General features: G+C 71.8%; 20 protein-coding genes. 9 read left to right on the top strand and 11 right to left on the bottom strand.

Annotated elements, in window-relative coordinates; genetic code table 11:
* Window positions 1–26 precede the first annotated feature (26 nt).
* From IO24_RS0111290 to IO24_RS0111265, 6 genes are all read left to right on the top strand, one after another.
* Complete coding sequence (locus IO24_RS0111290) at window positions 27–479, top strand: DUF6299 family protein (protein WP_031134588.1); 453 nt, start codon at window positions 27–29, stop codon at window positions 477–479.
* A 101-nt stretch (window positions 480–580) separates the two neighbouring features.
* On the top strand, window positions 581–2,170 hold the full coding sequence (locus IO24_RS0111285) for an ABC transporter substrate-binding protein (RefSeq protein ID WP_031134587.1): 1,590 nt from the start codon (window positions 581–583) through the stop codon (window positions 2,168–2,170).
* 20 nt (window positions 2,171–2,190) lie between these two features.
* Complete coding sequence (locus tag IO24_RS0111280; RefSeq protein ID WP_031134585.1) at window positions 2,191–3,159, top strand: ABC transporter permease; 969 nt, start codon at window positions 2,191–2,193, stop codon at window positions 3,157–3,159.
* Window positions 3,149–4,048 (top strand): ABC transporter permease, encoded by a 900-nt coding sequence (locus tag IO24_RS0111275; RefSeq protein ID WP_031134583.1) that lies wholly within the window; start codon window positions 3,149–3,151, stop codon window positions 4,046–4,048. The genes IO24_RS0111280 and IO24_RS0111275 overlap by 11 nt, the downstream gene beginning before the upstream one ends.
* A gap of 62 nt (window positions 4,049–4,110) precedes the next feature.
* On the top strand, window positions 4,111–5,034 hold the full coding sequence (locus IO24_RS0111270; RefSeq protein ID WP_045296099.1) for an ABC transporter ATP-binding protein: 924 nt from the start codon (window positions 4,111–4,113) through the stop codon (window positions 5,032–5,034).
* Window positions 5,027–5,680 (top strand): ABC transporter ATP-binding protein, encoded by a 654-nt coding sequence (locus IO24_RS0111265; RefSeq protein ID WP_031134579.1) that lies wholly within the window; start codon window positions 5,027–5,029, stop codon window positions 5,678–5,680. The genes IO24_RS0111270 and IO24_RS0111265 overlap by 8 nt, the downstream gene beginning before the upstream one ends.
* 6 nt (window positions 5,681–5,686) lie before the next feature.
* On the opposite strand, the gene IO24_RS0111260 is transcribed toward IO24_RS0111265, so the two are convergent.
* The 6 genes from IO24_RS0111260 to IO24_RS0111235 form a co-directional block, all read right to left on the bottom strand.
* The gene (locus IO24_RS0111260) at window positions 5,687–5,998 is read right to left on the bottom strand and encodes an ArsR/SmtB family transcription factor (protein WP_031134576.1); all 312 of its coding nucleotides are present in this window, start codon (window positions 5,996–5,998) and stop codon (window positions 5,687–5,689) included.
* Between the two features lie 65 nt (window positions 5,999–6,063).
* Window positions 6,064–6,363 (bottom strand): hypothetical protein, encoded by a 300-nt coding sequence (locus IO24_RS0111255; RefSeq protein ID WP_031134575.1) that lies wholly within the window; start codon window positions 6,361–6,363, stop codon window positions 6,064–6,066.
* A 158-nt stretch (window positions 6,364–6,521) separates the two neighbouring features.
* The gene (locus tag IO24_RS0111250) at window positions 6,522–7,283 is read right to left on the bottom strand and encodes a class I SAM-dependent methyltransferase (protein WP_031134573.1); all 762 of its coding nucleotides are present in this window, start codon (window positions 7,281–7,283) and stop codon (window positions 6,522–6,524) included.
* Window positions 7,284–7,373: 90 nt separating this feature from the next.
* The gene (locus IO24_RS0111245; RefSeq protein WP_031134571.1) at window positions 7,374–8,570 is read right to left on the bottom strand and encodes an aminotransferase class V-fold PLP-dependent enzyme; all 1,197 of its coding nucleotides are present in this window, start codon (window positions 8,568–8,570) and stop codon (window positions 7,374–7,376) included.
* A 5-nt stretch (window positions 8,571–8,575) separates the two neighbouring features.
* Window positions 8,576–9,895 (bottom strand): pyridoxal-phosphate dependent enzyme, encoded by a 1,320-nt coding sequence (locus IO24_RS0111240; RefSeq protein ID WP_031134569.1) that lies wholly within the window; start codon window positions 9,893–9,895, stop codon window positions 8,576–8,578.
* Window positions 9,892–11,358: a type III PLP-dependent enzyme domain-containing protein gene (locus tag IO24_RS0111235; RefSeq protein WP_031134567.1), complete on the bottom strand. Its 1,467-nt coding sequence runs from the start codon at window positions 11,356–11,358 to the stop codon at window positions 9,892–9,894. Before IO24_RS0111235 ends, IO24_RS0111240 begins: the two co-directional genes overlap by 4 nt.
* 482 nt (window positions 11,359–11,840) lie before the next feature.
* Between IO24_RS0111235 and IO24_RS0111230 the strand changes: the two genes are divergently transcribed.
* Together IO24_RS0111230 and IO24_RS0111225 are read left to right on the top strand one after the other, a co-directional pair.
* On the top strand, window positions 11,841–12,914 hold the full coding sequence (locus IO24_RS0111230; protein WP_031134565.1) for a type I phosphomannose isomerase catalytic subunit: 1,074 nt from the start codon (window positions 11,841–11,843) through the stop codon (window positions 12,912–12,914).
* Window positions 12,915–13,030: 116 nt separating this feature from the next.
* A complete protein-coding gene (locus IO24_RS0111225; RefSeq protein ID WP_199808827.1) occupies window positions 13,031–13,660 on the top strand; it encodes a hypothetical protein in 630 nt (209 codons plus the stop codon).
* A 5-nt stretch (window positions 13,661–13,665) separates the two neighbouring features.
* On the opposite strand, the gene IO24_RS0111220 is transcribed toward IO24_RS0111225, so the two are convergent.
* The 5 genes from IO24_RS0111220 to IO24_RS42810 form a co-directional block, all read right to left on the bottom strand.
* Window positions 13,666–14,220, bottom strand: coding sequence for a DUF488 domain-containing protein (locus tag IO24_RS0111220; RefSeq protein ID WP_199808826.1), 555 nt, complete (start codon window positions 14,218–14,220; stop codon window positions 13,666–13,668).
* 112 nt (window positions 14,221–14,332) lie between these two features.
* Complete coding sequence (locus tag IO24_RS0111215; RefSeq protein ID WP_031134560.1) at window positions 14,333–15,061, bottom strand: polyamine aminopropyltransferase; 729 nt, start codon at window positions 15,059–15,061, stop codon at window positions 14,333–14,335.
* A 19-nt stretch (window positions 15,062–15,080) separates the two neighbouring features.
* Complete coding sequence (locus tag IO24_RS0111210) at window positions 15,081–16,766, bottom strand: ribonuclease J (RefSeq protein WP_031134559.1); 1,686 nt, start codon at window positions 16,764–16,766, stop codon at window positions 15,081–15,083.
* 99 nt (window positions 16,767–16,865) lie between these two features.
* Complete coding sequence (locus IO24_RS0111205; RefSeq protein WP_031134557.1) at window positions 16,866–18,395, bottom strand: helix-turn-helix domain-containing protein; 1,530 nt, start codon at window positions 18,393–18,395, stop codon at window positions 16,866–16,868.
* Between the two features lie 84 nt (window positions 18,396–18,479).
* A complete protein-coding gene (locus tag IO24_RS42810; RefSeq protein ID WP_078899171.1) occupies window positions 18,480–18,680 on the bottom strand; it encodes a DUF4236 domain-containing protein in 201 nt (66 codons plus the stop codon).
* 264 nt (window positions 18,681–18,944) lie between these two features.
* Between IO24_RS42810 and IO24_RS0111200 the strand changes: the two genes are divergently transcribed.
* Window positions 18,945–21,755, top strand: coding sequence for an aconitate hydratase (locus IO24_RS0111200; protein ID WP_031134555.1), 2,811 nt, complete (start codon window positions 18,945–18,947; stop codon window positions 21,753–21,755).
* The last annotated feature ends 65 nt before the right edge of the window (window positions 21,756–21,820 follow it).

The following is a 21,820-nucleotide window of genomic DNA, read 5'->3' as shown; positions in this document are numbered from 1 at the left end:
TCCACCCCTTTCGGGAGGTTCCCCCCATGCGTGTACGTCCCCTTCTCGGCGCGGCGGCCGGTGCCGCGCTGCTCCTGCTCACCGGTGCCGGCGCGGCGCCCGCCACCGCGTCCGCCCTCGCCCCGACCGGTTCCGTCACGGTCGGCGCCGTGGGCCGGATCGCCGCCGACGGCACCGTCACCCTGTCCGGCACCTACCGCTGCACCGGCTCAAGTGGCCCGGTCTTCGTCAGCTCCTCGGTGAACCAGGGCGCCTCCACGACCCGTCACGGCATCGGCGGTACCCGGGCGGTGTGCGACGGCGCCGAGCACCGCTGGGTGAACTCGGGCCGTCCGGGATCCGGCGCGCTGGAGGCCGGGGCGGCGCACGTCGAGGCGACCGTGATGGAGCTGCGCAGCTTCGGCGGCCTGCCGCTGCCTGCCTTCCATGCGGTCAAGAACCAGGACATCACCCTGAAGCAGGCCTCGGCACGGCGGTGAACCGTCCGGCGGGCGTCCTGATTCCGGGACGCCCGCCGATCCTGTTTAATTGCGAAGTCTTTGCAACAGCAGGATCAGGGCATCAAGGGGTGTGAGGTCACATGTCGACCCGTCGGATACGAGGGGCCGCCGCCACGGCGGCGCTGGCCGCGGCGGTCACCGCCTGTTCGGCCCCCAGCAGCGGCGGCTCGGGCGACGGCACATCCGCAGGGTCCGTCGTGCTCGGGGTGGCCTCCGAACCCGGCACCCTCAGCCCGCTCCTCGGCTACGGCAAGGACGGCAACTCCAAGATCTTCGACGGGCTCCTCGCCCACGACGCCGACCTGAAGCTGAAGCCCGCGCTGGCGGCCGGACTGCCGAAGATCACCGGCGGTGGCCGCACGTACACCTACACGCTGCGCGACGGGGTCGAGTTCAGCGACGGTGAGCCCCTGACGGCCGCCGACGTCGTCTACACGTACCGGACCGCCCTCGACCCGAAGACCAACAACACCTTCAAGAGCGAGCTGGACGCCGTCAAGGAGGTCCGGGCGAGCGGCGACGGCAAGGTCGTCTTCACGCTGAAGTACCCCTACGCCCCCTTCGCCGCCCGCACGGTCCTGCCCATCGTCCCCGAGCACGTGGCCGGTGGGCAGGACCCCAACACCGGCTCCTTCAACACGAAGCCGGTCGGCACCGGGCCGTACGTCCTCGCCGGCTGGAGCAAGGGCGAGAAGCTCACCTTCAAGGCCAACCCCCGCTACTGGGGCGGCGAGCCGAAGGTGAAGACCTTCACCATGGCGGTCATCGGCGACGACAACGTGCGCGCCACCCGCCTGCGCTCCGGCGACCTCGACGGTGCGGTCCTGCCGCCCAACCTCGCGGCCACCTTCAAGAACGACCACGGCAAGCGCACCTACGAGGCCCGGTCCTACGACTTCCGGGCCGTCGCCCTCCCCACCGCGAACAAGGTCACCGGCGACCGCGCGATCCGGCAGGCCCTCGACGCCGCCGTGGACCGCGAGGCCATGGTCGACAAGATCCTCGACGGCGCGGGCCGCCCGGCGTACGGGCCGCTGCCCGTCGACGACCCTGCCTTCACCGAGGACATCGAGCGCACCCAGGACCTCGGCAAGGCCGGCAGGATCCTGGACGAGGCCGGCTGGAAGCCCGGCGAGGGCGGCGTCCGCTCCCGGGACGGACAGTGGGCCTCCTTCGACCTGCTCTACCCCGCCGGCGACAAGGTCCGCCAGGACCACGCCCTCGCCTACGCCTCCGACGCCAAGAAGGCCGGCATCGACGTGCGGGTGGAGAGCGCCACCTGGGAGGTCATCGAACCACGCATGAAGGACGACGCCGTCCTCGCGGGCTTCGGCAGCACCGGCGACCCCGACTTCGGCCTCTACACCCTGCTGCACTCCTCCCTCGCCGGCGACGGCTTCAACAACATGGCCCGTTACGACAACCCCGCCGTGGACCGGGCCCTGGACAACGGCCGCCGCAGCCAGGACCCGGCCGAGCGCAAGTCGGCCTACGACAAGCTCCAGCGTGCCCTGGTGCAGGACCCCGGTTACACCTTCCTCACCCACATCGACCACCTCTACGTCCTGGCCGACCGCTGGGAGGGCCTGAACACCCAGTTGGAGCCGCACGAGCACGGCTTCGCCAGCGGCCCCTGGTGGAACATCGAGGACTGGCAGCCGAAGAAGTGACCCGCCTCCCCTGGGGAGCGATGGCGCGGCTGGCGGGACGGCGGGTCCTGTTCGCCGTCCCCGTCCTGCTCGTCGTCACCTTCGGCGTGTTCGCCATCGCCGCAGCCTCCCCCTTCGACCCCGTCAAGGCGTACGCCGGCACCGCCGCGCTCGGCGCCGACCAGCAGACCCTGGACCGGCTGCGCGAGAACCTCGGCGTGGACCGGCCCTTCGCCGCCCGCTGGTGGCACTGGCTGACCTCCGCCCTCACCGGCGACCTCGGCCACTCCAGCGTCATGCGGCAACCGGTCGCCCAGGTCATCGGCGAACGGCTCGTGTGGTCCGCGCTGCTCTGCGCGGTCGCCTTCGCCGCCGCCGTGCTGGTGGGCGCGCTTCTCGGCGTGCTCGCAGCCCGCCGCCCCGGCTCGCTCGTCGACCGGACCGTCACCTCCCTGGCCTACACCCTGGAGGCGGCACCGGTCTTCTGGATCGCGCTGCTCGCCATCTGGCTGTTCGCCCTCCAGTGGGACGTCCTGCCGGCGGGCGGCCTGACCGACACCGGCAGCGAACGGGTCACGCCCGGCCAGGTCACCAGCCATCTCGTCCTGCCCGCCGGTGTCCTCGCCGTGTCCCAACTGCCCTGGTTCACGCTGTACGTACGCCAGGGCGTCGGCGACGCCCTGGCGGAGGACCCCGTCCGCGGCGCCCGGGCCCGGGGCTTGGGCGAACGCACCGTCCTGCTCGGCCACGCCCTGCGCTCCGGGCTCCTGCCGGTGCTCACGCTGATCGGCTCCCGTGTCCCCGAACTCATCACCGGGGCGCTGCTGGTGGAGAGCGTCTTCAGCTGGCCGGGCATCGCCGCGGCCACCGTCGAGGCGGCCACCTCCGTCGACTTCCCGCTGCTCGCCGCCCTGACCACCCTGGCCACCGCCGCCGTCCTCGCCGGGAACCTGCTCGCCGACCTGCTCTACGGACTGTTCGACCCGAGGGTGAAGCTCAGTGACATGTGACGCACCGGCGCCCGCCGGCGCCCCGCAGACGACCGCATGGCGGTCGCACGGACCGAAACGCCGCTCCACCCGCGCCCTGCGCGTGCGCACCTCCGCCGTGCTGGTGGCCGCGACCGTCCTCGCCGTGCTGCTCGTGCCGCCGCTGGTCCAGCTCGACCAGCAGGCCGTCGACCTCGCCGCCAAGCTTCGACCGCCGTCCTGGTCCCACCCGTTCGGTACCGACGACGTCGGCCGCGACCTGCTGCTGCGCTGCGTCTACGGCCTGCGCGTCTCGCTGCTCGTCGGAGTGGCGGCGGCGCTGACCGCGACCGTCGTCGGCACCGCCGTGGGCGCTGCCGCCGGGGCACTGGGCGGGTGGGCCGACCGGGCCCTGATGCGGGTGGTCGACACGTTCTCGTCCGTGCCGCATCTGCTGCTCGGCATCTTCATCGTCGCCATGTTCCGCCCCGGGGTGTGGCCGGTGGTGATCTCGGTCGCGCTGACCCACTGGCTGTCCACGGCCCGGATCGTCCGTGCCGAGGTGCTGTCGCTGCGGTCGCGGCCGTACGTCGACGCCGCCGTCTCCGGCGGGGCGTCCCGGTGGCGGGTGGCCGTACGGCACCTGCTGCCCGCCGTCCTTCCCCAGGCCGCGCTCGCCGCCGTGCTGATGGTGCCGCACGCCATGTGGCACGAGTCGGCGCTGTCCTTCCTCGGACTCGGGCTGCCCACGCACACGGCGAGCCTCGGCACCCTGGTCCAGAGCGCCCGCGGCTCCCTCCTCGCCGGCCAGTGGTGGCCGACCCTCTTCCCGGGCCTCTTCCTCATCGTCCCGACCCTCGCCATCGCCGGACTCGCCGGGGCCTGGCGGGAGCGGATCCATCCCCGTCGCCGATCGGAGCTGATGCTGTGAGCGCCGGCCTGGATGTCACACCCCCCGTGCTGTCCGTCCGCGGGCTCTCGGTCCGGTTCCTGATGCCCGCGGGGCGTCGCGTGGCCGCCGTGACCGACGCCCGGTTCGACGTGGCGCCCGGCGAGTGCCTGGCCCTGATCGGGGAGAGCGGCTGCGGCAAGTCCGTGCTGGCCTCCGCCCTGCTCGGACTGCTCCCCGGCAACGCCCAGACCGCCGGCTCGGCCCTCCTCGGCGGCCTGGACCTGCTCACGGCCGACGAGCGGACCCTCGCCCGCACCGTACGAGGGCGGCTCATCGGCCTCGTACCGCAGAGCCCGGCCGCCCACCTCACCCCGGTCCGCACCATCCGCTCCCAACTGGAGGAGACCGTCGCCGCGTTGACCGCGACCCGGGGGCGCGCCGCCCTGCGGGCCGCCGCCGAGGCCGCCGCCGAACGGGCCGCGTTCCCCGCGGACCACCTCGACCGCCACCCCCACCAGCTCTCCGGCGGACTCGCCCAGCGCGCCGCCACCGCCCTCGCCCTGGTCGGCGACGCGCCCCTGCTGCTCGCCGACGAACCGACCACCGGCCTCGATCGCGACCTGGTGGACCGTACGGTCGACGAACTGCGGCGGCACGTCGACGACCCGGGCGAGGGCGGCCGCGGACGGGCCCTGCTGATGATCACCCACGATCTGGCGGCCGCCGAGCGCATCGCCGACCGGGTCGCGGTCATGTACGCCGGACGGATCGTCGAACTCGCCGACGCCACCGCGTTCTTCGGCTCGCCCGGGCCCCGCCACCCGTACAGCCGCGGCCTGCTCCGGGCCCTGCCCGACCGGGCCTTCACCCCCATCCCCGGCATGCCGCCCGAGCTCGGCGCGCTTCCGGCCGGCTGCGCCTTCGCCGCCCGCTGCGACCGGGCCACCGGCACCTGTGCCTCCCCGCCGCCCACCGGCACCGTCGCCTGCCACCACCCGTACGTGCCGGAGGACGTCCGTGCTTGAACTGCGCTCCATCACCGCCGGATACGCCAGGAACGCCCCGGTGGTCCGGGACGTGTCCCTGACCGTCGCGCCGGGCGAGTCCGTCGGACTGCTCGGCCCGAGCGGCTGCGGCAAGTCCACCCTCGCGCGGGTCGCGGCCCTTCTGCACCGCCCCGACTCCGGCACCCTGCTCCTCGACGGCGAGCCGGTGCGGCGCTGGCGCCACCGCGCCCCGCGCGACCGGCGCACCGCCTTCGGGGTGGTCTTCCAGCAGGCCAGGCTCTCCGCGGACCCGCGGCTGCCGCTCACCGACCTGATCGCCGAGCCCCTGCGCGCCACCGGCCGCGGCCGGGAAGTCCCCGGCCGGGTCGCCGAGTTGGCCCCCGTCGTCGGTCTCACCCCCGACCTGCTGCCCCGGCGGCCGCACGAGGTCAGCGACGGGCAGCTGCAACGCGCCTGCCTCGCCCGGGCGTTGGTGCTGCGCCCGCGCCTGCTGGTGTGCGACGAGATGACCGCGATGCTCGACGCCTCGACGGCCGCCGCCCTGGTCGCGGCCGTCGAGGACTACCGGGCCGCGACCGGCGCCGCCCTGCTGGCCGTCGGCCACGACCGCGTCCTGCTGGAGCGCTGGTGCGACCGCACCGTCCACTGGGGCAGCCTGACCTGAGAGGCCCTACTCCTGCGCGTGCCGGATGGCGTCCAGCACGATGTGCGCCACGTGGTCGTCGGTGAGGGTGTACCGCGTCTCGCGGGCCTGACGCCGGGCGGTGACGATCCGGGAGGTGCGCAGCACCCTCAGATGCTGGGAGACCAGCGGCTGGCTCACACCCAGGGCCGTCACCAGTTCATGGACGTACTTCCCGCCGCCCGACAGCTCGCGCACGATGCCCAGCCGTACGGGGGAGGCCAGAGCGCGCAGCAGCTCACTGGCCGCCTGCAGGGTCGGGTCCGGCTCGTCCGTCGGGGGAGAGGGCGTCGTTGTCATATGCACACATTAGCATATGACAACGATTTCCAGTTCACTCTCCGTGCCGCCGGGGACGACTCCTGTCAGTGGTCGTCCCAGTGTCCCTCGTGGGCGGCGTGACGGTGGCCGTCGTGCACGTAGTCCGTGTGGTCGTCGTGACGTACGGCCAGATGGCCGCAGTCGTCGCCGTGCTGGTGGTCGTGGTTCGGGTGCACCGCGTGGCCGCTGTTCGCGCACTCGTCGGCGTGATCCCCGTGCATCCGGTGGATGTGGCCGTCGTGGGCGTAGTCGGTGTGGTCGCCGTGGGTGAAGGCGAGGTGGCCGCAGTCGTCGCCGTGGGCGTGCGCGTGGTCCTCGTGGGTGATGTGCTCGGCGGTGGTCATGGTGGTGCTCCTTGTGTGCTGGTGGCCGCCCGTGGCGCTTCGGCCGGGCTGGCATGGCGACATTAACATATAGCGATCCCTGCATGTATTGTCGGGGCACCCGCCCCCACCCGCCACCCGAAGCGGGTGCACGAGTGAATCGCCGGGCCGGGGGACTTCTAGCGCACCGCCACGACCACGCAGCTGTCGCCGTACTGCCACACCGGGCCGGCCTTGCCGAAGCCCGCCTGCCGGAGCAGCTCCAGGTGGGTGGAGAGGGGGAGCTCGGCGGGGCGGCCGGTGTCGAGGGCTTCGCGGCGGCGGCGCTCGGCGAGGAGGTCGGTCAGCTCCGGGTCGTCGCCGACCGCGGCCCACCAGGAGCCCCAGTCCTCGTGCGCGAACGCCCGCTGCCGGGCGGCCCGGCACCGCCCGACATGGGCGGCGATCCCGGCCGGGCCGGTCTCGCCCTGGGGGAGATGGTCGCCGTTGACGAGAACGCCTCCGGGTCGCAGCAGCGCCGCGAGCTGCCGGTAGGTGCCGAGCAGGGTGTCGCGGTCGAGGTAGTGCAGGGCCGTCGTGGAGACCGCCGCGTCCAGGGGCCGGTCCAGATCCAGGGCCCGCACCCAGCCGGGCGCGCCGATCTCCGCGTCGACGTAGCGGGCCGCGTCAGGGTGATGGGTGCGGCCCAGCTCCAGCAGGACGGGATCCCGGTCCACGGCCACGATCTCGGCGTCCGGCAGCCGCCGGATCAGCCGGGCCGCGAGGGAGCCGGGCCCGCAGCCCAGGTCCACGACGAGGGGCGGGGGCACGCGCCCCGCCGCGATGTGCTCGACGACATCGGCGATCACCGTGAACCGCTCCTCGCGGTCCACGGCGTACCGCTGCTGCTGGAGCTCCCAGCGCTCCACCCACCGCTCCGCCGTCGCCAGACTCAGCCCCATCCGGTCGCGCCACCTCGCCGTCTCGCACCTGACTCTTTCCGTCCCGAGCCTACAGGTGGAAACGGTTCCCATTACGCCTAGTTGGTCGTGTCACGGGAGTGAGGCGAGAACCGACAGCAGCCGGTCGATCTCCTCAACCGTGTTGTACACATGCAGACTCACCCGCACCGAACCGGTCTTCTCGCCCGCGTCACCCTGGCAGTGATGGTCGGAGCGGACCATGAACCCGTGGCTGAACAGGATGAACCCCAGGTCGCCCGAGTCGATGGCGCGGTGCCGCAGGGTCACGATGCCCTGGCGGCGCTGCACGGTCGTGTCGGCGGCCAGGCTGAGCGGGCAGCCGAGGATCTCGTAGGCGTCCAGCCGGCGCAGCCCCTCGGTGAGCCGGGCCGCGAGGTCGGCCGTCCAGCGCTCGATCCGGTCGACACCGGCCGCCTCCAGCCAGTCCAGCGCCGCCTCGAGCGAGGCGATGCCCACGGTGTTCGGCGTGCCGCTCCACCCGCCGGGCACGAACGCCGGCCCGCGGGCCTGCCGCGCCCACACCGCCCCCGAACCGGGCAGGGCCAGCGCCTTGTGCCCGGAGAACACGACGAAGTCGACGTCCAGCTCCGTCACGGACACCGGCAGATGACCGACGCTCTGCGCGGCGTCCAGGCAGATCACCGCGTCCGGGCCGACGGCCTCGCGGATGCGCTGTACGTTCATGTCGCCGCCGTAGACGTGGTGCACATGGGTGGTGGCGACGAACCGGGTGCGCGGGCCCGCCCGTTCGGTCAGCGCCCGGTGGTCGTAGTCCCCGGAGCCGCTCTGGTACGGCATCGGCACCACCCGGACGTGCACGCCCTCCCGGGCGAGCAGCCGCTGGGCCTCCAGCCAGGGCGTGATGTTGGCCTGGTGGTCTGCGTCCGGTACGACGATCTCGTCGCCGTCGCGCAGGAAGCCCGGCAGCCAGTCGCGGGCGATGGTGCGCAGTCCCTCGGTGGTGCCGCCGGTGAAGTGGACGGCGGAGCGCTCCGGCCGGTCGTCCCCGAGGAACCGGGCGACACGCCCGCGGGTCCGCTCGACCAGCTCCGTGGTCCGGTTGGCCCAGGTGTAAGTACCGCGCGCGGCGTTGGCGTTGGTGGTGGTCAGATACGTCTGCACGGCGTCCAGGACGGCCTGCGGCTTCTGTGCCGTGGCCGCGCTGTCCAGGTACGCCAGCTCGGGATGCCCCGTGACGATGGGGAACTGGGCGCGCAGCGCTCGCTGCCACGGGCGCAGCTCCTCGCGGGTGATCGGTGCGGTCATGCCGGTCAGTCCCGCACCAGGGGCGCGCCCGCGTCCCGCCAGGCGATGACGCCGCCGGCCAGGCTGCGCACGTCCGGGTGGCCCATCCGGGTCAGCAGCGCCGCGTACCGGGCGGACTGCTCGCCCACCGGGCACGCCAGCAGGACCGGCTGACGCCGGCTGAACGGCAGCCCGCCCCGGACGAGTTCGGCGAACAGCTCGTCGACGATGTTGACCGATCCGTCGATGTGCAGCGCCGCGTAGGCGTAGGAGCTGCGCAGGTCGACCACGAGCGGCCGGTCGGTCTCGATCCAGCGCCGGGCCTCGGCCACGGTGACCGACGGCGCCTCGCCGACCTCGGCGTCGGACAGGTCGGCCGGCGAGTTCTGCCGCGGCGGCCGGCCCAGCAGATCGGGCCGCCGCTGCCGGACGTAGCCCAGATAGCTCTCCACCCGGTCGCAGACGATGAACACCGCGGTCCGCCGCTCCTGCGATTCCTCGTCCAGCGCCCGCAGATGGCGGACTGCGCCGAAGTAGGCGGCTCCGCCGGTGGGCCCGCCGAGGATGCCGCAGCGGCGGTTCAGGGTCAGCATTCCCTCGATCGCCTCGTCGGCACTGACCGACTCCATCGTGTCGTACGTCTCCGGGTCGAACAGGCCGACCTCCTGCACCTCGTCGATGGTGCGGATCCCCGGGATGAAGTCGGACTTGGCCGCGACCAGTCCGAGTACCCGCACGGACGGATCCTCCTCCCGCAGGGCGCGGGCGACTCCCGTGGAGGAACCGGCCGTGCCCACGCAGGCGACGAACCAGTCCGGGACCCGGCCGTCCAGGTCCTTGACGATCTCCGGCCCGGTGCCGGTGAGATGGGCCTCGGTGTTGCGCGGGTTGAAGTACTGGTCGGTGTGCAGATAGGCGCTGCCCGAAGCGGACAGCGTCCGGTGGAAGAGGGTCAGCGGATCGTCCGTGGCGGTCGGGTCCAGGCACTCGCTCTGCCCCGGCAGCTCCTCGATCTCCGCGCCGAGCAGCAGCAGGAGGTCCTTGATCTCCGGAACCCGCATCCGGTTGGTGACGCTCTTGAAGCCCAGGCCGTGCATGCCCGCGATGACCGCGAGCGCCTTGGCCGTGTTGCCGCTGGACAACTCGACCACCTGGCTGCCGTGTTCGACCGCATCGGCCAGCAGGGGCCCCGCCATGCCCCAGGCGGCCCGGTCCTTGACCGAGCCGAACGGGTTGAGCATTTCGAGCTTGGCGTACAGATCTATGGTGCGCAGGCCGTGCACCGCTGGGTCTATCCGTACCAGAGGGGTGTTGCCTATCGCCTCGGTGATGCTGTCGTACCTCACTGAGCTCCCCTCGAGGGCGTGATCGGCCAGAACTGGTCGTCCAGGCACCAGCGCCACGCGTCGCCGTCCTGCCAGGCGGCGACCTTGCGGGCGGCGGGCTGGTGCTGGGCGCGCGTGGCGTGGAAGTCCATGGCGTAGCCGGCGGTGTTGGCGAAGGCCAGCAGGTCGCCGGGTTCCGGGCGGCGCGGCAGGAACACCGTGCGCCGGGTGATCAGGTCGGTCTCCAGACAGAGGCTGCCGAAGAGGTGCACGGCGACGGGCCCTCCGCCCGGCCCGGCTCCGCTCCGGGGCACGACGACCGGGTCCATCAGCACCCCGTGGTCCTCCAGGGCGATGTCGTCCGCCTTCGCGGCCAGCCGTACCAGCAGTTCCCCGCCGGTGTCCTGGGCGCGGACCTCCAGGACCCGCGCCAGCGTGAGTCCGCACTGGTCCAGCAGCGCCCGGCCGGGCTCGGTGTGCAGGTCGTACAGGTGCTCCAGCAGCAGCGCGGCCAGGGGCCGCCCGCCCAGCGAGACGGCGGGCTGGGCCAGCAACTCGTCCAGGTAGGCGGCGCCGGCGACGGACCGGTGGGCGGGGTAGAGGCCGAGCGTGCCGCGCAGGGTGCCGGACTCGTTGCGCAGCCCGTAGCCGTGCCCGCCCCACGTCAGCGGCGGACGCCGGCCGAGGACGGCTTCGGTCAGCCCGGTCGTGTATGCCTCCCACTGCTCCCGCTCGGCGAGATAGCTGATGCCGAACCCGCCGCCGACGTCCACGGCCCGCGGCCGCAACCCCCGGCTCCGGCACGACTCCAGTGCGGCCAGGCTCCCTTCGAGGGCGGTCGCCTTCTCCGCGACGCTCGTCGTGTCCAGATGAAAGGCCACCCCCCTCGGATCGACCGCGTCGGCATGCCGCTCGACCGCTTCCAGCAGCAGCTCCAACTCCCGTACCGGCGTGCCGAAGCGGCTGCGCCGGCTCAGCACCTTCACGCCCGACGTCTCGAAGCCCGACAGCCGCAGCAGCACCCGCACCGGGGCGAGCGCGTGCTTGCGCACCAGGGCGGCGAGCTGGTCCAGCTCGGCGACGGCATCGACGCTGACCGTGACGCCCGTACACGCCGCCAGCCACAGGAACTCGGGGTTCTTCGGCCCCGTGGCCGTGATCCGGTCGGCGCCGAAACCGGCACCCAGCGCGTGTTGCAACTCGCCCAGCGACGCGACGTCCACGCCCGCGTCCGTCGCGGCGAGCCGCCGCAGCAGCGCACTGGACCGGTTGGCCTTGTGGGCGTAGAAGACCTGCCCCGACAGGTGGTGCGCCCGGTACACCGACCGGAACCGCTCCAGGTTCTCGGCGATCTGGTCCGGCACCACGACGTGCAGGGGCGAGCCGAGCGCGTCGGTGAGTGAGTGCAGGGTGCTCTGCGCCGCCACGAGCGACCTCAGTCGTGGCTCCAGCCGCGGTTCGAGATACAAGGGCCGGCCGTCCATGCGCGCTCCCCCTCCTGAGGCCGCCGCACCCGGCATCCGGGCACGTCGGACACTCCCCGCGTTTCGCCGTATGACCCATATCCATTCTTCGGTCGCTTTACGCCCTGTACGGCCCGGGCCTGTCCCTTCGCCGGTGTGAAGCGGATCACCGGCCGCACTCGCAGCGCGCGCCGGGCGCAAGCCGGCGGCATCCGCCGAGCGGCCGAGCACCCCCGCCGCCACCGGGTCGCACGGTCCGCTGCCGGAACGGCAGAAGCGGTCGTCCCCGTCGTGGGCGACGGGGACGTGGCGGCCCGGATCCGACGGGCCAGGAGGGCGAGCGGGCCCGGCGGCGCCGGCGGCGCAGGGTGCTCCTCGCGGACCCCGCGAACCGTCCGCCCCGGGCGCGGTGGCGGCATCGCGGTCGGCATCGGCCGCACACATGCGCGCCCCCGGCCGGGGTACCCCGGCCGAAACCGGCACCGAACCGCCCGAGGAGGGACGTGGACTGGCATCCGCTGCGGCTGACCACCCCCGTCAAGCAGCACGTCTTCGGCGGGCGCGCCATCGCCGAGCGGCTGGGCCGCACCGGCCTGCCCGACGGCCCGATCGCCGAGACGTGGGAGGTCAGTGACGTCGACGGTGACGCCTCGACCGTCCTCGACGGCCCCCTGGCCGGGCGCACGCTGCGCCACCTCATGGCCGAGCACGCCGAGGAACTGCTGGGACCGCACCCGCGCCCCGGCCCCCGCTTCCCGCTCCTCACGAAGTTCATCGACGGCAGCCGTCCGCTCCCGGTCCATCTGCACGCCGACGACGCCACCGCCCGGCGCCTGGAGGGCGAACCCCACGGCAAGACCGAGGCCTGGCACGTCCTGGACGCCGCCCCGGGAGCCACCGCCCTGGTCGGCGTACACCCCGGCGTCGACCGCGACAGCCTGCACCGCGCGCTGCTCGCGCAGGACTTCGACGCGGTCATGCGCCGCCTGCCGGTCCGCGCCGGCCAGACGGTCTACGTCCCCGGCGGCACCCTGCACAGCTTCGGTCCGGGCACGCTCGTGTACGAGATCGAGCAGACCTCCGACATCCAGCAGCACGCCATGCGCAGCCACATGGAGGACGGCTCGCCCGTGCCCGACCGGGAGTGGCACACCAACCTCGCCCGCCTCCTCGACGAGTGGCGCCCCGAGCCCCGGCCCGAGTTCCACCCGGGCCTGAGCATCCCCCTGGACGACGGCGTCGCACGCACGGTGCTCTGCGCCGGCCCGCACTTCGCCCTCGAACGCTGGACCGCCGGTACCGGGACGCCCCTGGTGCACACCTTCTCCACCGCGCGGATCGTCACCAACGCCGGCTCCCCGGTCACCGTCACCTCCGGCTCCTGGACCGGCCCCCTGGACCGCGCCCGCACCCTCCTCCTGCCCGCCGCCCTCGGCGAGGTCCGCGTCCAGGGCCCCGCCGACGTGCTGGTCGGCTACGTCCCCGATCTCCACCGCGACATCCGCGCCCCGCTCCTGGCCGCCGGTCACGGCCCGGCCGCCGTCGCCGCCCTCGGCGAGGGGCTCGATCCGCGGTAGCACGGCGGTGACATTCGGGACGGATCCGTAGCAGGCGTACAGGGCAACGAAGGCGGGCGGTGACGGGTCGTACAGGGGGCAAGGGCTGAAGCCCGCGCATTCGACCGGGGAAACCCATGGGGGAGACCATGCGCATCCGTGCCCGAGGCATCCGTACCACCGTCGCCGCGCTGGCGGCCGTCGCCGGTGTCGTCGCAGCCGCCGTCCCGGCCGCCGCCACTACGCCGGCCTCCGACACACCCCGGTTCCTGGAGCCGGCCGAACTGCCGCCGCACCCGACGTCGCCCTGGTACGCCGGCCCGGCCACCGCCGGCCAGCCCGACCCGCTGCCGATGTGCGTCGGCGAAGCGCTGCCGTCCACCAGCACGCACCGGGACTACTGGACGGAGTTCGACACGAACGCCCAGCAGATCACGGTCGAGGAGCGCAGCGAACAGAGGGCGAAGGACTTCGCGGCACTGCTGCGCAAAGACCTCGCCGGCTGCGCGAAGAAGCTGATGCAGCAGGATCCGGACATCACGGCGACGCAGAAGTACTACGGCCGGCTGAACGTCGAGGAGGGCGCCGACGTCTACGGCATCCACACCGTCTCCGCCTGGGGCTCCTCCGACATCGGCCTCTTCTCGGTCGGCCGCGACGGCCGGACCGTGACCGTCGTCCGCTGGGGCCAGATGGGCACCTTCCAGCACGCCGAGGTGGCGGACTTCAAGGCCACGACCGTCACGGCGGTGAACAAGCTGTACTGACCGACTCAGCCGCGGGCCGGCTCGGTACGGCCGTCGTGGCCGTCGTACACGAGCAGCCCGTCGTCGCGCAGGCGGGCGCCGGGCGTCGGGGTGTGGAGACTCAGGCGCCCGTCGTGCATGAGGTGGTGGGCCGGTACGCCCCGGGCCAGCACCGCGAAGTCGGCGATCAGGCGGCGGTGACAGCGCCACCAGACGGCCTCGCTGCACATCACGGCCGTGCGGGCGCCCGCGGCCTCGCGCAGCAGGCGGTCCATGGCGGAGACGAACTCGGGGGAGCGGGTGTGGGCGGCGTACCCGCGGAAGGAGTCGTTGCGCCACACGACGTCCGGACTGTCCGCGGGCAGGGAGCGGAACCCGCCGAGGGCGGGTTCCCACCGGTAGGCGATACCGGCGCCCGGCAGCCACTCGGCGAGCCGCTCCCGCAGCAGGTCGGCGTCGCGGCGGCTGCCGGGAGCGGTCCGCACGTCCACGACGGCCGCCACACCGGCATCACGCAGCAACCCGGTGATCCGGTCCCGGCCGGCGGTGCTGTGCCCGAAGGTCAGCAGAAGCGCGTCCACAAGGGCGGACTTTCCCGTTCCGGCGGGCCCACACCTGGGACGCGCTTCCGGCCGGATGCCCCGGAAGAGACCAGCGAACGCGGTGACCTGCCGTAATGGGTGGCCGCGCGCCCTACGGCGGGTCCGGTGCTCTGCCCGCCAGGTAGACGGTGTTGGCCGAGGTGCCGCCTTGCAGGGGGTTGTCGAAGTCGACGACATGGGCCGCCGCCTCTGCGAAGACCTCCCTGAGGGCGGAGGTGAACCGCTCGTCGGGCGGGTCGTTCGACCACAGGGCGAACACCCCGCCGGGGTGGAGGTGAGCGGCTAGGGCGGCGAGTCCGTCAGGCTCGTAGAGCGCCGCGTGGTGCGGGTGGAGGACATGGCGCGGTGAGTGGTCGACGTCCAGCAGGATGGCGTGAAAGCGGCGGCCCGGCTCCTTCGGGTCCAGACCGCGGGGGTCGCCGGCCAGCGCGAAGAAGTCGCCGTGGAGCAGGCGGCAGCGGTCGTCCGACGTGAGCCGGGCCCCGAGGGGCACCAGGTGCCGCTGGTGCCAGCCGATGACTTCGCCGAGCGCTTCGATCACGGTCAGCGAGCGCACCCGGGGGTCGTCCAGGGCCGCCCGGGCGGTGTATCCGAGTCCGAGCCCGCCGACGGCGACGTCCAGCTCGGTGGCCGGCAGTTCCGCCAGGGCGAGCTCCGTGAGCGCGATCTCGCCGGTGGTGAAGAGACTGGACATCAGGAACTCGTCGCCGAGCTTCACCTCGTACACGTCGTCGCCCGACACCGGGTGGCGGCGCCGGCGCAGACTGATCTCGCCGAGGGGGGTCGGTTGCCAGTCGATCTCCTCGAAGCGCAGGCTCATCCGTTCACCTCTCTGACGGTCAGGCGTCGATGATGACGGGGATGATCAGCGGCCTGCGGCGGTGGGTGCGGAAGGCCCAGTTGGCCACGGCACGGGCGACGAGCTGTTCGAGCTGGTGGGCGTCCCCGACGCCTTCCTCCGCGGCGGTGGCCAGCGTCTTCTCGATGACGGGGATGACCGGCTCGAAGGTGGTGTCGTCGTGGACGAAGCCGCGCGCCAGGAAGTCGGGGGCCTCGGCGAGGGCACCGGTGTCGGCGTCGACGATGGCCACGACCGTGATGACGCCCTCCTGGGCGAGGGTGACCCGGTCCTTGAGGGACGCTTCGGTGGCGCCGCCGACCTCCATGCCGTCCACGTAGACGTTGCCCGCGGGCACCTTGCCGGTGATGGAGGCGCGGCCGTCGACGAGGTCGACGACGACACCGTCCTCGGCGATGACGACCCGGTCGGGGTCGACACCGGTACGGATGGCGAGGTCGGCGTTGGCCCGCAGGTGACGGAACTCGCCGTGCACGGGCATGACGTTGCGGGGCTTGACGATGTTGTAGCAGTAGACGAGCTCGCCGGCGCTGGCGTGACCGGAGACGTGCACCTTCGCGTTGCCCTTGTGGACGACGTTGGCGCCCCACCGGGTCAGGCCGTTGATCACCCGGTAGATGGCGTTCTCGTTGCCGGGGATGAGGGAGCTGGCGAGCAGGACGGTGTCGCCCTTGCCGATGCGGATCTGGTGGTCGCGGTTGGCCATCCGGGACAGGGCGGCCATCGGCTCGCCCTGGGACCCGGTGCACACCAGGGTGATCTTGTGGTCGGGGAGCTTCTCCAGCTCCTTGGTGTTCACGATCAGGTTGGACGGCACCTTGAGGTAGCCCAGGTCACGGGCGATGCCCATGTTGCGGACCATGGAGCGGCCTACGAAGGCCACCTTGCGGCCGTGCTGGTGGGCGGCGTCCAGGACCTGCTGGATGCGGTGCACGTGGCTGGCGAAGCTGGAGACGATGACCCGCCGCGGCGCGGTGCGCATCACCTGCTCGATCGCGGGGTTCAGTTCGCGTTCCGAGGTGGTGAAGCCGGGAACCTCGGCATTGGTGGAGTCGGTGAGGAACAGGTCCACGCCCTCCTCGCCGAGGCGGGCGAAGGCGCGCAGGTCGGTGATGCGGTCGTCCAGGGGGAACTGGTCCATCTTGAAGTCACCGGTGTGCAGCACCATCCCGGCCTCGGTGCGGATCGCGACGGCGAGGCTGTCGGGGATGGAGTGGTTGACCGCCACGAACTCGCAGTCGAAGGGGCCGAAGCCGCGCCGGTCGCCCTCGCGCACGCGCACCGTGCGGGGCCTGATCCCGTGCTCCTTGAGCTTGGCCTCGATGAAGGCGAGGGTGAGCTTGGAGCCGACGAGGGGGATGTCCCTCCGCTCCCGCAGCAGATAGGGCACGCCGCCGATGTGGTCTTCGTGGCCGTGGGTGAGGACGATGGCGACGATGTCGTCGAGGCGGTCCCGGATGGAGGTGAAGTCGGGCAGGATCACGTCCACGCCCGGCTGGTTCTCCTCCGGGAACAGCACACCGCAGTCCACGATCAGCAGCTTGCCGGCATGCTCGAAAACGGTCATGTTGCGACCGATCTCCCCCAGGCCGCCCAGGGCGGTGACCCTGAGTCCTCCGTCGGGCAGGGGTGGGGCGGCTTTGAGTTCTGGGTGCGGATGGCTCATACCCTCACGCTACCGAAGCGTCTGCCGGGACGATCCACTGCCTGCGGGGTGGAGGCGCGGCGCGGCGCCGAGGAACAGGGGTACGGCGGCATCCGTCGCTCAGATGTCCCGGAACGTCTCGATCTGCGCCCCGATCGAGTTCAGCCGCTCCGCCAGGTCCTCGTAGCCCCGGTTGATGACGTACACGTTGCGCAGCACCGATGTGCCCTCGGCCGCCATCATCGCCAGCAGGACGACCACCGCGGGGCGCAGGGCCGGCGGGCACATCATCTCGGCGGCGCGCCAGCGGGTCGGGCCCTCGACCAGGACGCGGTGGGGGTCCAGCAGCTGGAGGCGGCCGCCCAGGCGGTTCAGGTCGGTCAGGTAGATCGCGCGGTTGTCGTAGACCCAGTCGTGGATGAGGGTCTGGCCCTGGGCGACCGCCGCGATGGCCGCGAAGAACGGGACGTTGTCGATGTTCAGGCCGGGGAACGGCATGGGGTGGATCTTGTCGATCGGCGCCTCCAGCTTGGAGGGCCTCACGGTGAGGTCGACCAGCCGGGTGCGGCCGTTGTCGGCGAAGTACTCGGGCGTGCGGTCGTGGTCGAGGCCCATCTCCTCCAGCACGGCCAGCTCGATCTCCAGGAACTCGATGGGCACCCGGCGCACCGTCAGCTCCGACTCGGTGACGACGGCCGCCGCGACCAGGCTCATCGCCTCGACCGGGTCCTCGGAAGGGGAGTAGTCCACGTCGACGTCGATGGTCGGTACACCGTGCACGGTGAGGGTGGTGGTGCCGATGCCGTCGACCTTGACGCCGAGTGCCTCCAGGAAGAAGCACAGGTCCTGGACCATGTAGTTGGACGAGGCGTTGCGGATGACGGTGGTGCCGTCGTGCCGGGCGGCGGCGAGCAGCGCGTTCTCGGTCACCGTGTCGCCGCGCTCGGTCAGGACGATCGGGCGGTCGGGGCTGACCGAGCGATCGACCTGGGCGTGGTACTGCCCCTCGGTGGCGGCGATGTCCAGGCCGAAGCGGCGCAGCGCGATCATGTGCGGCTCGACCGTGCGGGTGCCGAGGTCGCAGCCACCGGCATACGGCAGCTTGAACGAGTCCATGCGGTGCAGCAGCGGGCCGAGGAACATGATGATGGAGCGGGTGCGGCGGGCCGCGTCAGCGTCGATCGCCGCGAGGTCCAGCTCGGCCGACGGCACGATCTCCAGGTCGACACCGTCGTTGATCCACCGGGTGCGCACGCCGATGGAGCCCAGCACCTCCAGGAGGCGGTACACCTCCTCGATGCGGGCGACGCGGCGCAGCACCGTGCGCCCCTCGTTGAGCAGTGAGGCGCACAGCAGCGCCACGCACGCGTTCTTGCTCGTCTTCACGTCGATGGCGCCGGACAGCCGGCGCCCGCCGACCACTCGCAGATGCATCGGACCGGCGTAGCCGAGTGACACGATCTCGCTGTCGAGGGCCTCCCCGATGCGCGCGATCATCTCAAGGCTGATGTTCTGGTTGCCGCGCTCGATCCGGTTGACGGCGCTCTGGCTGGTGCCGAGTGCCTCGGCCAGCTGCGACTGTGTCCAGCCCCGGTGCTGCCGGGCGTCACGGATGAGCTTGCCGATGCGTACGAGGTAGTCGTCTGCCATGCGCTTGAGGTTATCTCAGATATGAGATGGAGCCCGATCGGGGGGTCCGAACGGGTGACGGGACGTCAATCCCGCCCGGCCATCTCAGTGTCGACGCGCCCTCGTGGTGCGCCGCCACCCGAAAGGCCCCGGCAGATCCATCGATGTCGTACGGCGTCCTGTGCTGCTGCGGGTGTGGCGCGGGCCGTTCTTTCCGCCGCCGGTGGTGATGGACCAGGAGCGCTTGTTGATGTTCAGTCGCACCCCCGGAAGGATCCGGAAACTCTTGCGGAACGTGAGCGGCATGCCTGTCTCCTCTCCGTCGTGCGTGGATACCTAGGTGCGGATACCCGGGAAAAGGGCGTACATGGCCGCATGGCGGGGCGCCGGGGCATGACCATCCGGCGCTCGTGTACTAGAGTTATCTCGACATCGAGATATCTGCCGAGAGAGCACCCCAGCCGCCACCCCAGTAAGGCTTGCCTAACTTAGCCTTACCTTAGCGGATCGGCCAAGATGCCGTGGCGGCAGGATCGTGGTGGTACGCGCACATCAATGAAGGAGACTGTCGTGTCGGCGAACAGCTTCGACGCCCGCAGCACGCTGCAGGTGGGCGACGAGTCGTACGAGATCTTCCGGCTGGACAAGGTGGAGGGCTCGGCTCGCCTTCCCTACAGCCTCAAGGTCCTGCTGGAGAACCTGCTCCGTACCGAGGACGGCGCGAACATCACCGCCGACCACATCCGTGCCCTCGGTGGATGGGACTCGCAGGCCCAGCCCAGCCAGGAGATCCAGTTCACGCCGGCCCGCGTGATCATGCAGGACTTCACCGGCGTTCCCTGTGTCGTGGACCTCGCGACCATGCGTGAGGCCGTGAAGGAGCTGGGCGGCGACCCGGCGAAGGTCAACCCCCTCTCCCCGGCCGAGCTGGTCATCGACCACTCCGTCATCGCCGACAAGTTCGGCACCAACGACGCCTTCAAGCAGAACGTCGACCTGGAGTACGGCCGGAACAAGGAGCGCTACCAGTTCCTGCGCTGGGGCCAGACCGCCTTCGACGACTTCAAGGTCGTCCCGCCCGGTACCGGCATCGTCCACCAGGTGAACATCGAGCACCTGGCCCGTGTCGTGATGGTCCGCGACGGCAAGGCCTACCCGGACACCCTGGTCGGCACCGACTCGCACACCACCATGGTCAACGGCCTCGGCGTGCTCGGCTGGGGCGTCGGCGGCATCGAGGCCGAGGCCGCCATGCTCGGCCAGCCGGTCTCCATGCTCATCCCGCGCGTCGTCGGCTTCAAGCTCACCGGCGAGCTCACCCCCGGCACCACCGCCACCGACCTGGTCCTCACGATCACCGAGATGCTGCGCAAGCACGGCGTCGTCGGCAAGTTCGTCGAGTTCTACGGCGAGGGCGTCGCCGCCACCTCCCTGGCCAACCGCGCCACCATCGGCAACATGTCGCCGGAGTTCGGCTCCACCGCCGCGATCTTCCCGATCGACGACGAGACCATCAACTACATGCGCCTGACCGGCCGCAGCGAGCAGCAGCTCGCCCTGGTCGAGGCGTACGCCAAGCAGCAGGGCCTCTGGCTCGACCCGGCCGCCGAGCCCGACTTCTCCGAGAAGCTCGAGCTCGACCTGTCGACCGTCGTGCCCTCCATCGCCGGCCCGAAGCGCCCGCAGGACCGCATCGTCCTCGCCGAGGCCGCCCAGCAGTTCGCGAAGGACGTCCTCAACTACGTCGAGGCGCCCGTCGCCCAGCAGGCCACCGCGGCCTCCCCGGTCGACGAGGCGAGCGACGAGTCCTTCCCGGCCTCCGACGCCCCGGCCTACGGCAACCAGGAGAACGGCGCCGGCGCCCCGCAGCACGCCGGCGGCACCGGTGCCGCCGTCCCGTCGCACCCGGTCACCGTCACCGCCCCCGACGGCTCGACCTACGAGATCGACCACGGCGCCGTGACCGTCGCGGCCATCACGTCCTGCACCAACACCTCCAACCCGTACGTCATGGTCGCCGCCGCGCTGGTGGCCAAGAAGGCGGTGGAGAAGGGCCTGACCCGCAAGCCCTGGGTCAAGACCACCCTCGCCCCGGGCTCCAAGGTCGTCACCGACTACTTCGAGAAGGCGGGCCTGACCCCGTACCTCGACAAGGTCGGCTTCAACCTCGTCGGCTACGGCTGCACCACCTGCATCGGCAACTCCGGCCCGCTGCCGGAGGAGGTCTCCAAGGCGGTCAACGACCACGACCTCGCGGTCACCTCGGTCCTCTCCGGCAACCGGAACTTCGAGGGCCGTATCAACCCCGACGTCAAGATGAACTACCTGGCGTCCCCGCCGCTGGTCGTGGCCTACGCGCTCGCCGGTTCCATGAAGGTGGACATCACCAAGGACTCCCTGGGCACCGACCAGGACGGCAAGCCGGTCTTCCTGAAGGACATCTGGCCGACGGAGGCCGAGGTCAACGAGGTCGTCGCCAACGCCATCGGCGAGGACATGTTCTCCAAGTCCTACGCTGACGTCTTCGCGGGTGACGCCCAGTGGCAGGCGCTGCCGATCCCGACCGGCAACACCTTCGAGTGGGACGCCGAGTCGACCTACGTGCGCAAGCCCCCGTACTTCGAGGGCATGACGATGGAGACCACCCCGGTCTCCGACATCTCCGGCGCCCGGGTGCTGGCCAAGCTGGGCGACTCGGTCACCACCGACCACATCTCCCCGGCCGGTGCCATCAAGGCCGACACCCCGGCCGGCAAGTACCTCACCGAGCACGGTGTGGAGCGCCGCGACTTCAACAGCTACGGCTCCCGCCGCGGCAACCACGAGGTCATGATCCGCGGTACGTTCGCCAACATCCGCCTGCGCAACCAGATCGCGCCGGGCACCGAGGGCGGCTACACCCGCGACTTCACCCGGTCCGCCGAAGGTGAAGGAGGGGCGCCGGTGTCGTTCATCTACGACGCCTCGCAGAACTACCAGGCCGCCGGCATCCCGCTGGTCGTCCTGGCCGGCAAGGAGTACGGCTCCGGCTCGTCCCGCGACTGGGCCGCCAAGGGCACCGCGCTCCTCGGCGTGAAGGCCGTCATCGCCGAGTCGTACGAGCGCATCCACCGCTCGAACCTCATCGGCATGGGCGTCCTGCCGCTGCAGTTCCCGGAGGGCCAGTCCGCCGAGTCCCTCGGCCTCACCGGCGAGGAGACCTTCGACTTCACCGGCGTCGAGGAGCTCAACAACGGCACCACCCCGCGCACGGTGAAGGTCACCACCGACACCGGCGTCGAGTTCGACGCGGTCGTCCGCATCGACACCCCCGGCGAGGCGGACTACTACCGCAACGGCGGCATCATGCAGTACGTGCTGCGCAGCCTGATCCGCAAGTAAGCGGACCGTCACGGCAGTTCGAGGGCCGCGTTCCCGGGTGACCGGGGGCGCGGCCCGCGCCGTCC

Source organism: Streptomyces flavovariabilis (assembly GCF_000725785.1).
GTDB lineage: Bacteria > Actinomycetota > Actinomycetes > Streptomycetales > Streptomycetaceae > Streptomyces > Streptomyces hawaiiensis.
The sequence above is the reverse complement of the archived record's forward strand: the minus strand, read 5'-3'. Positions and strand labels throughout refer to the sequence as shown.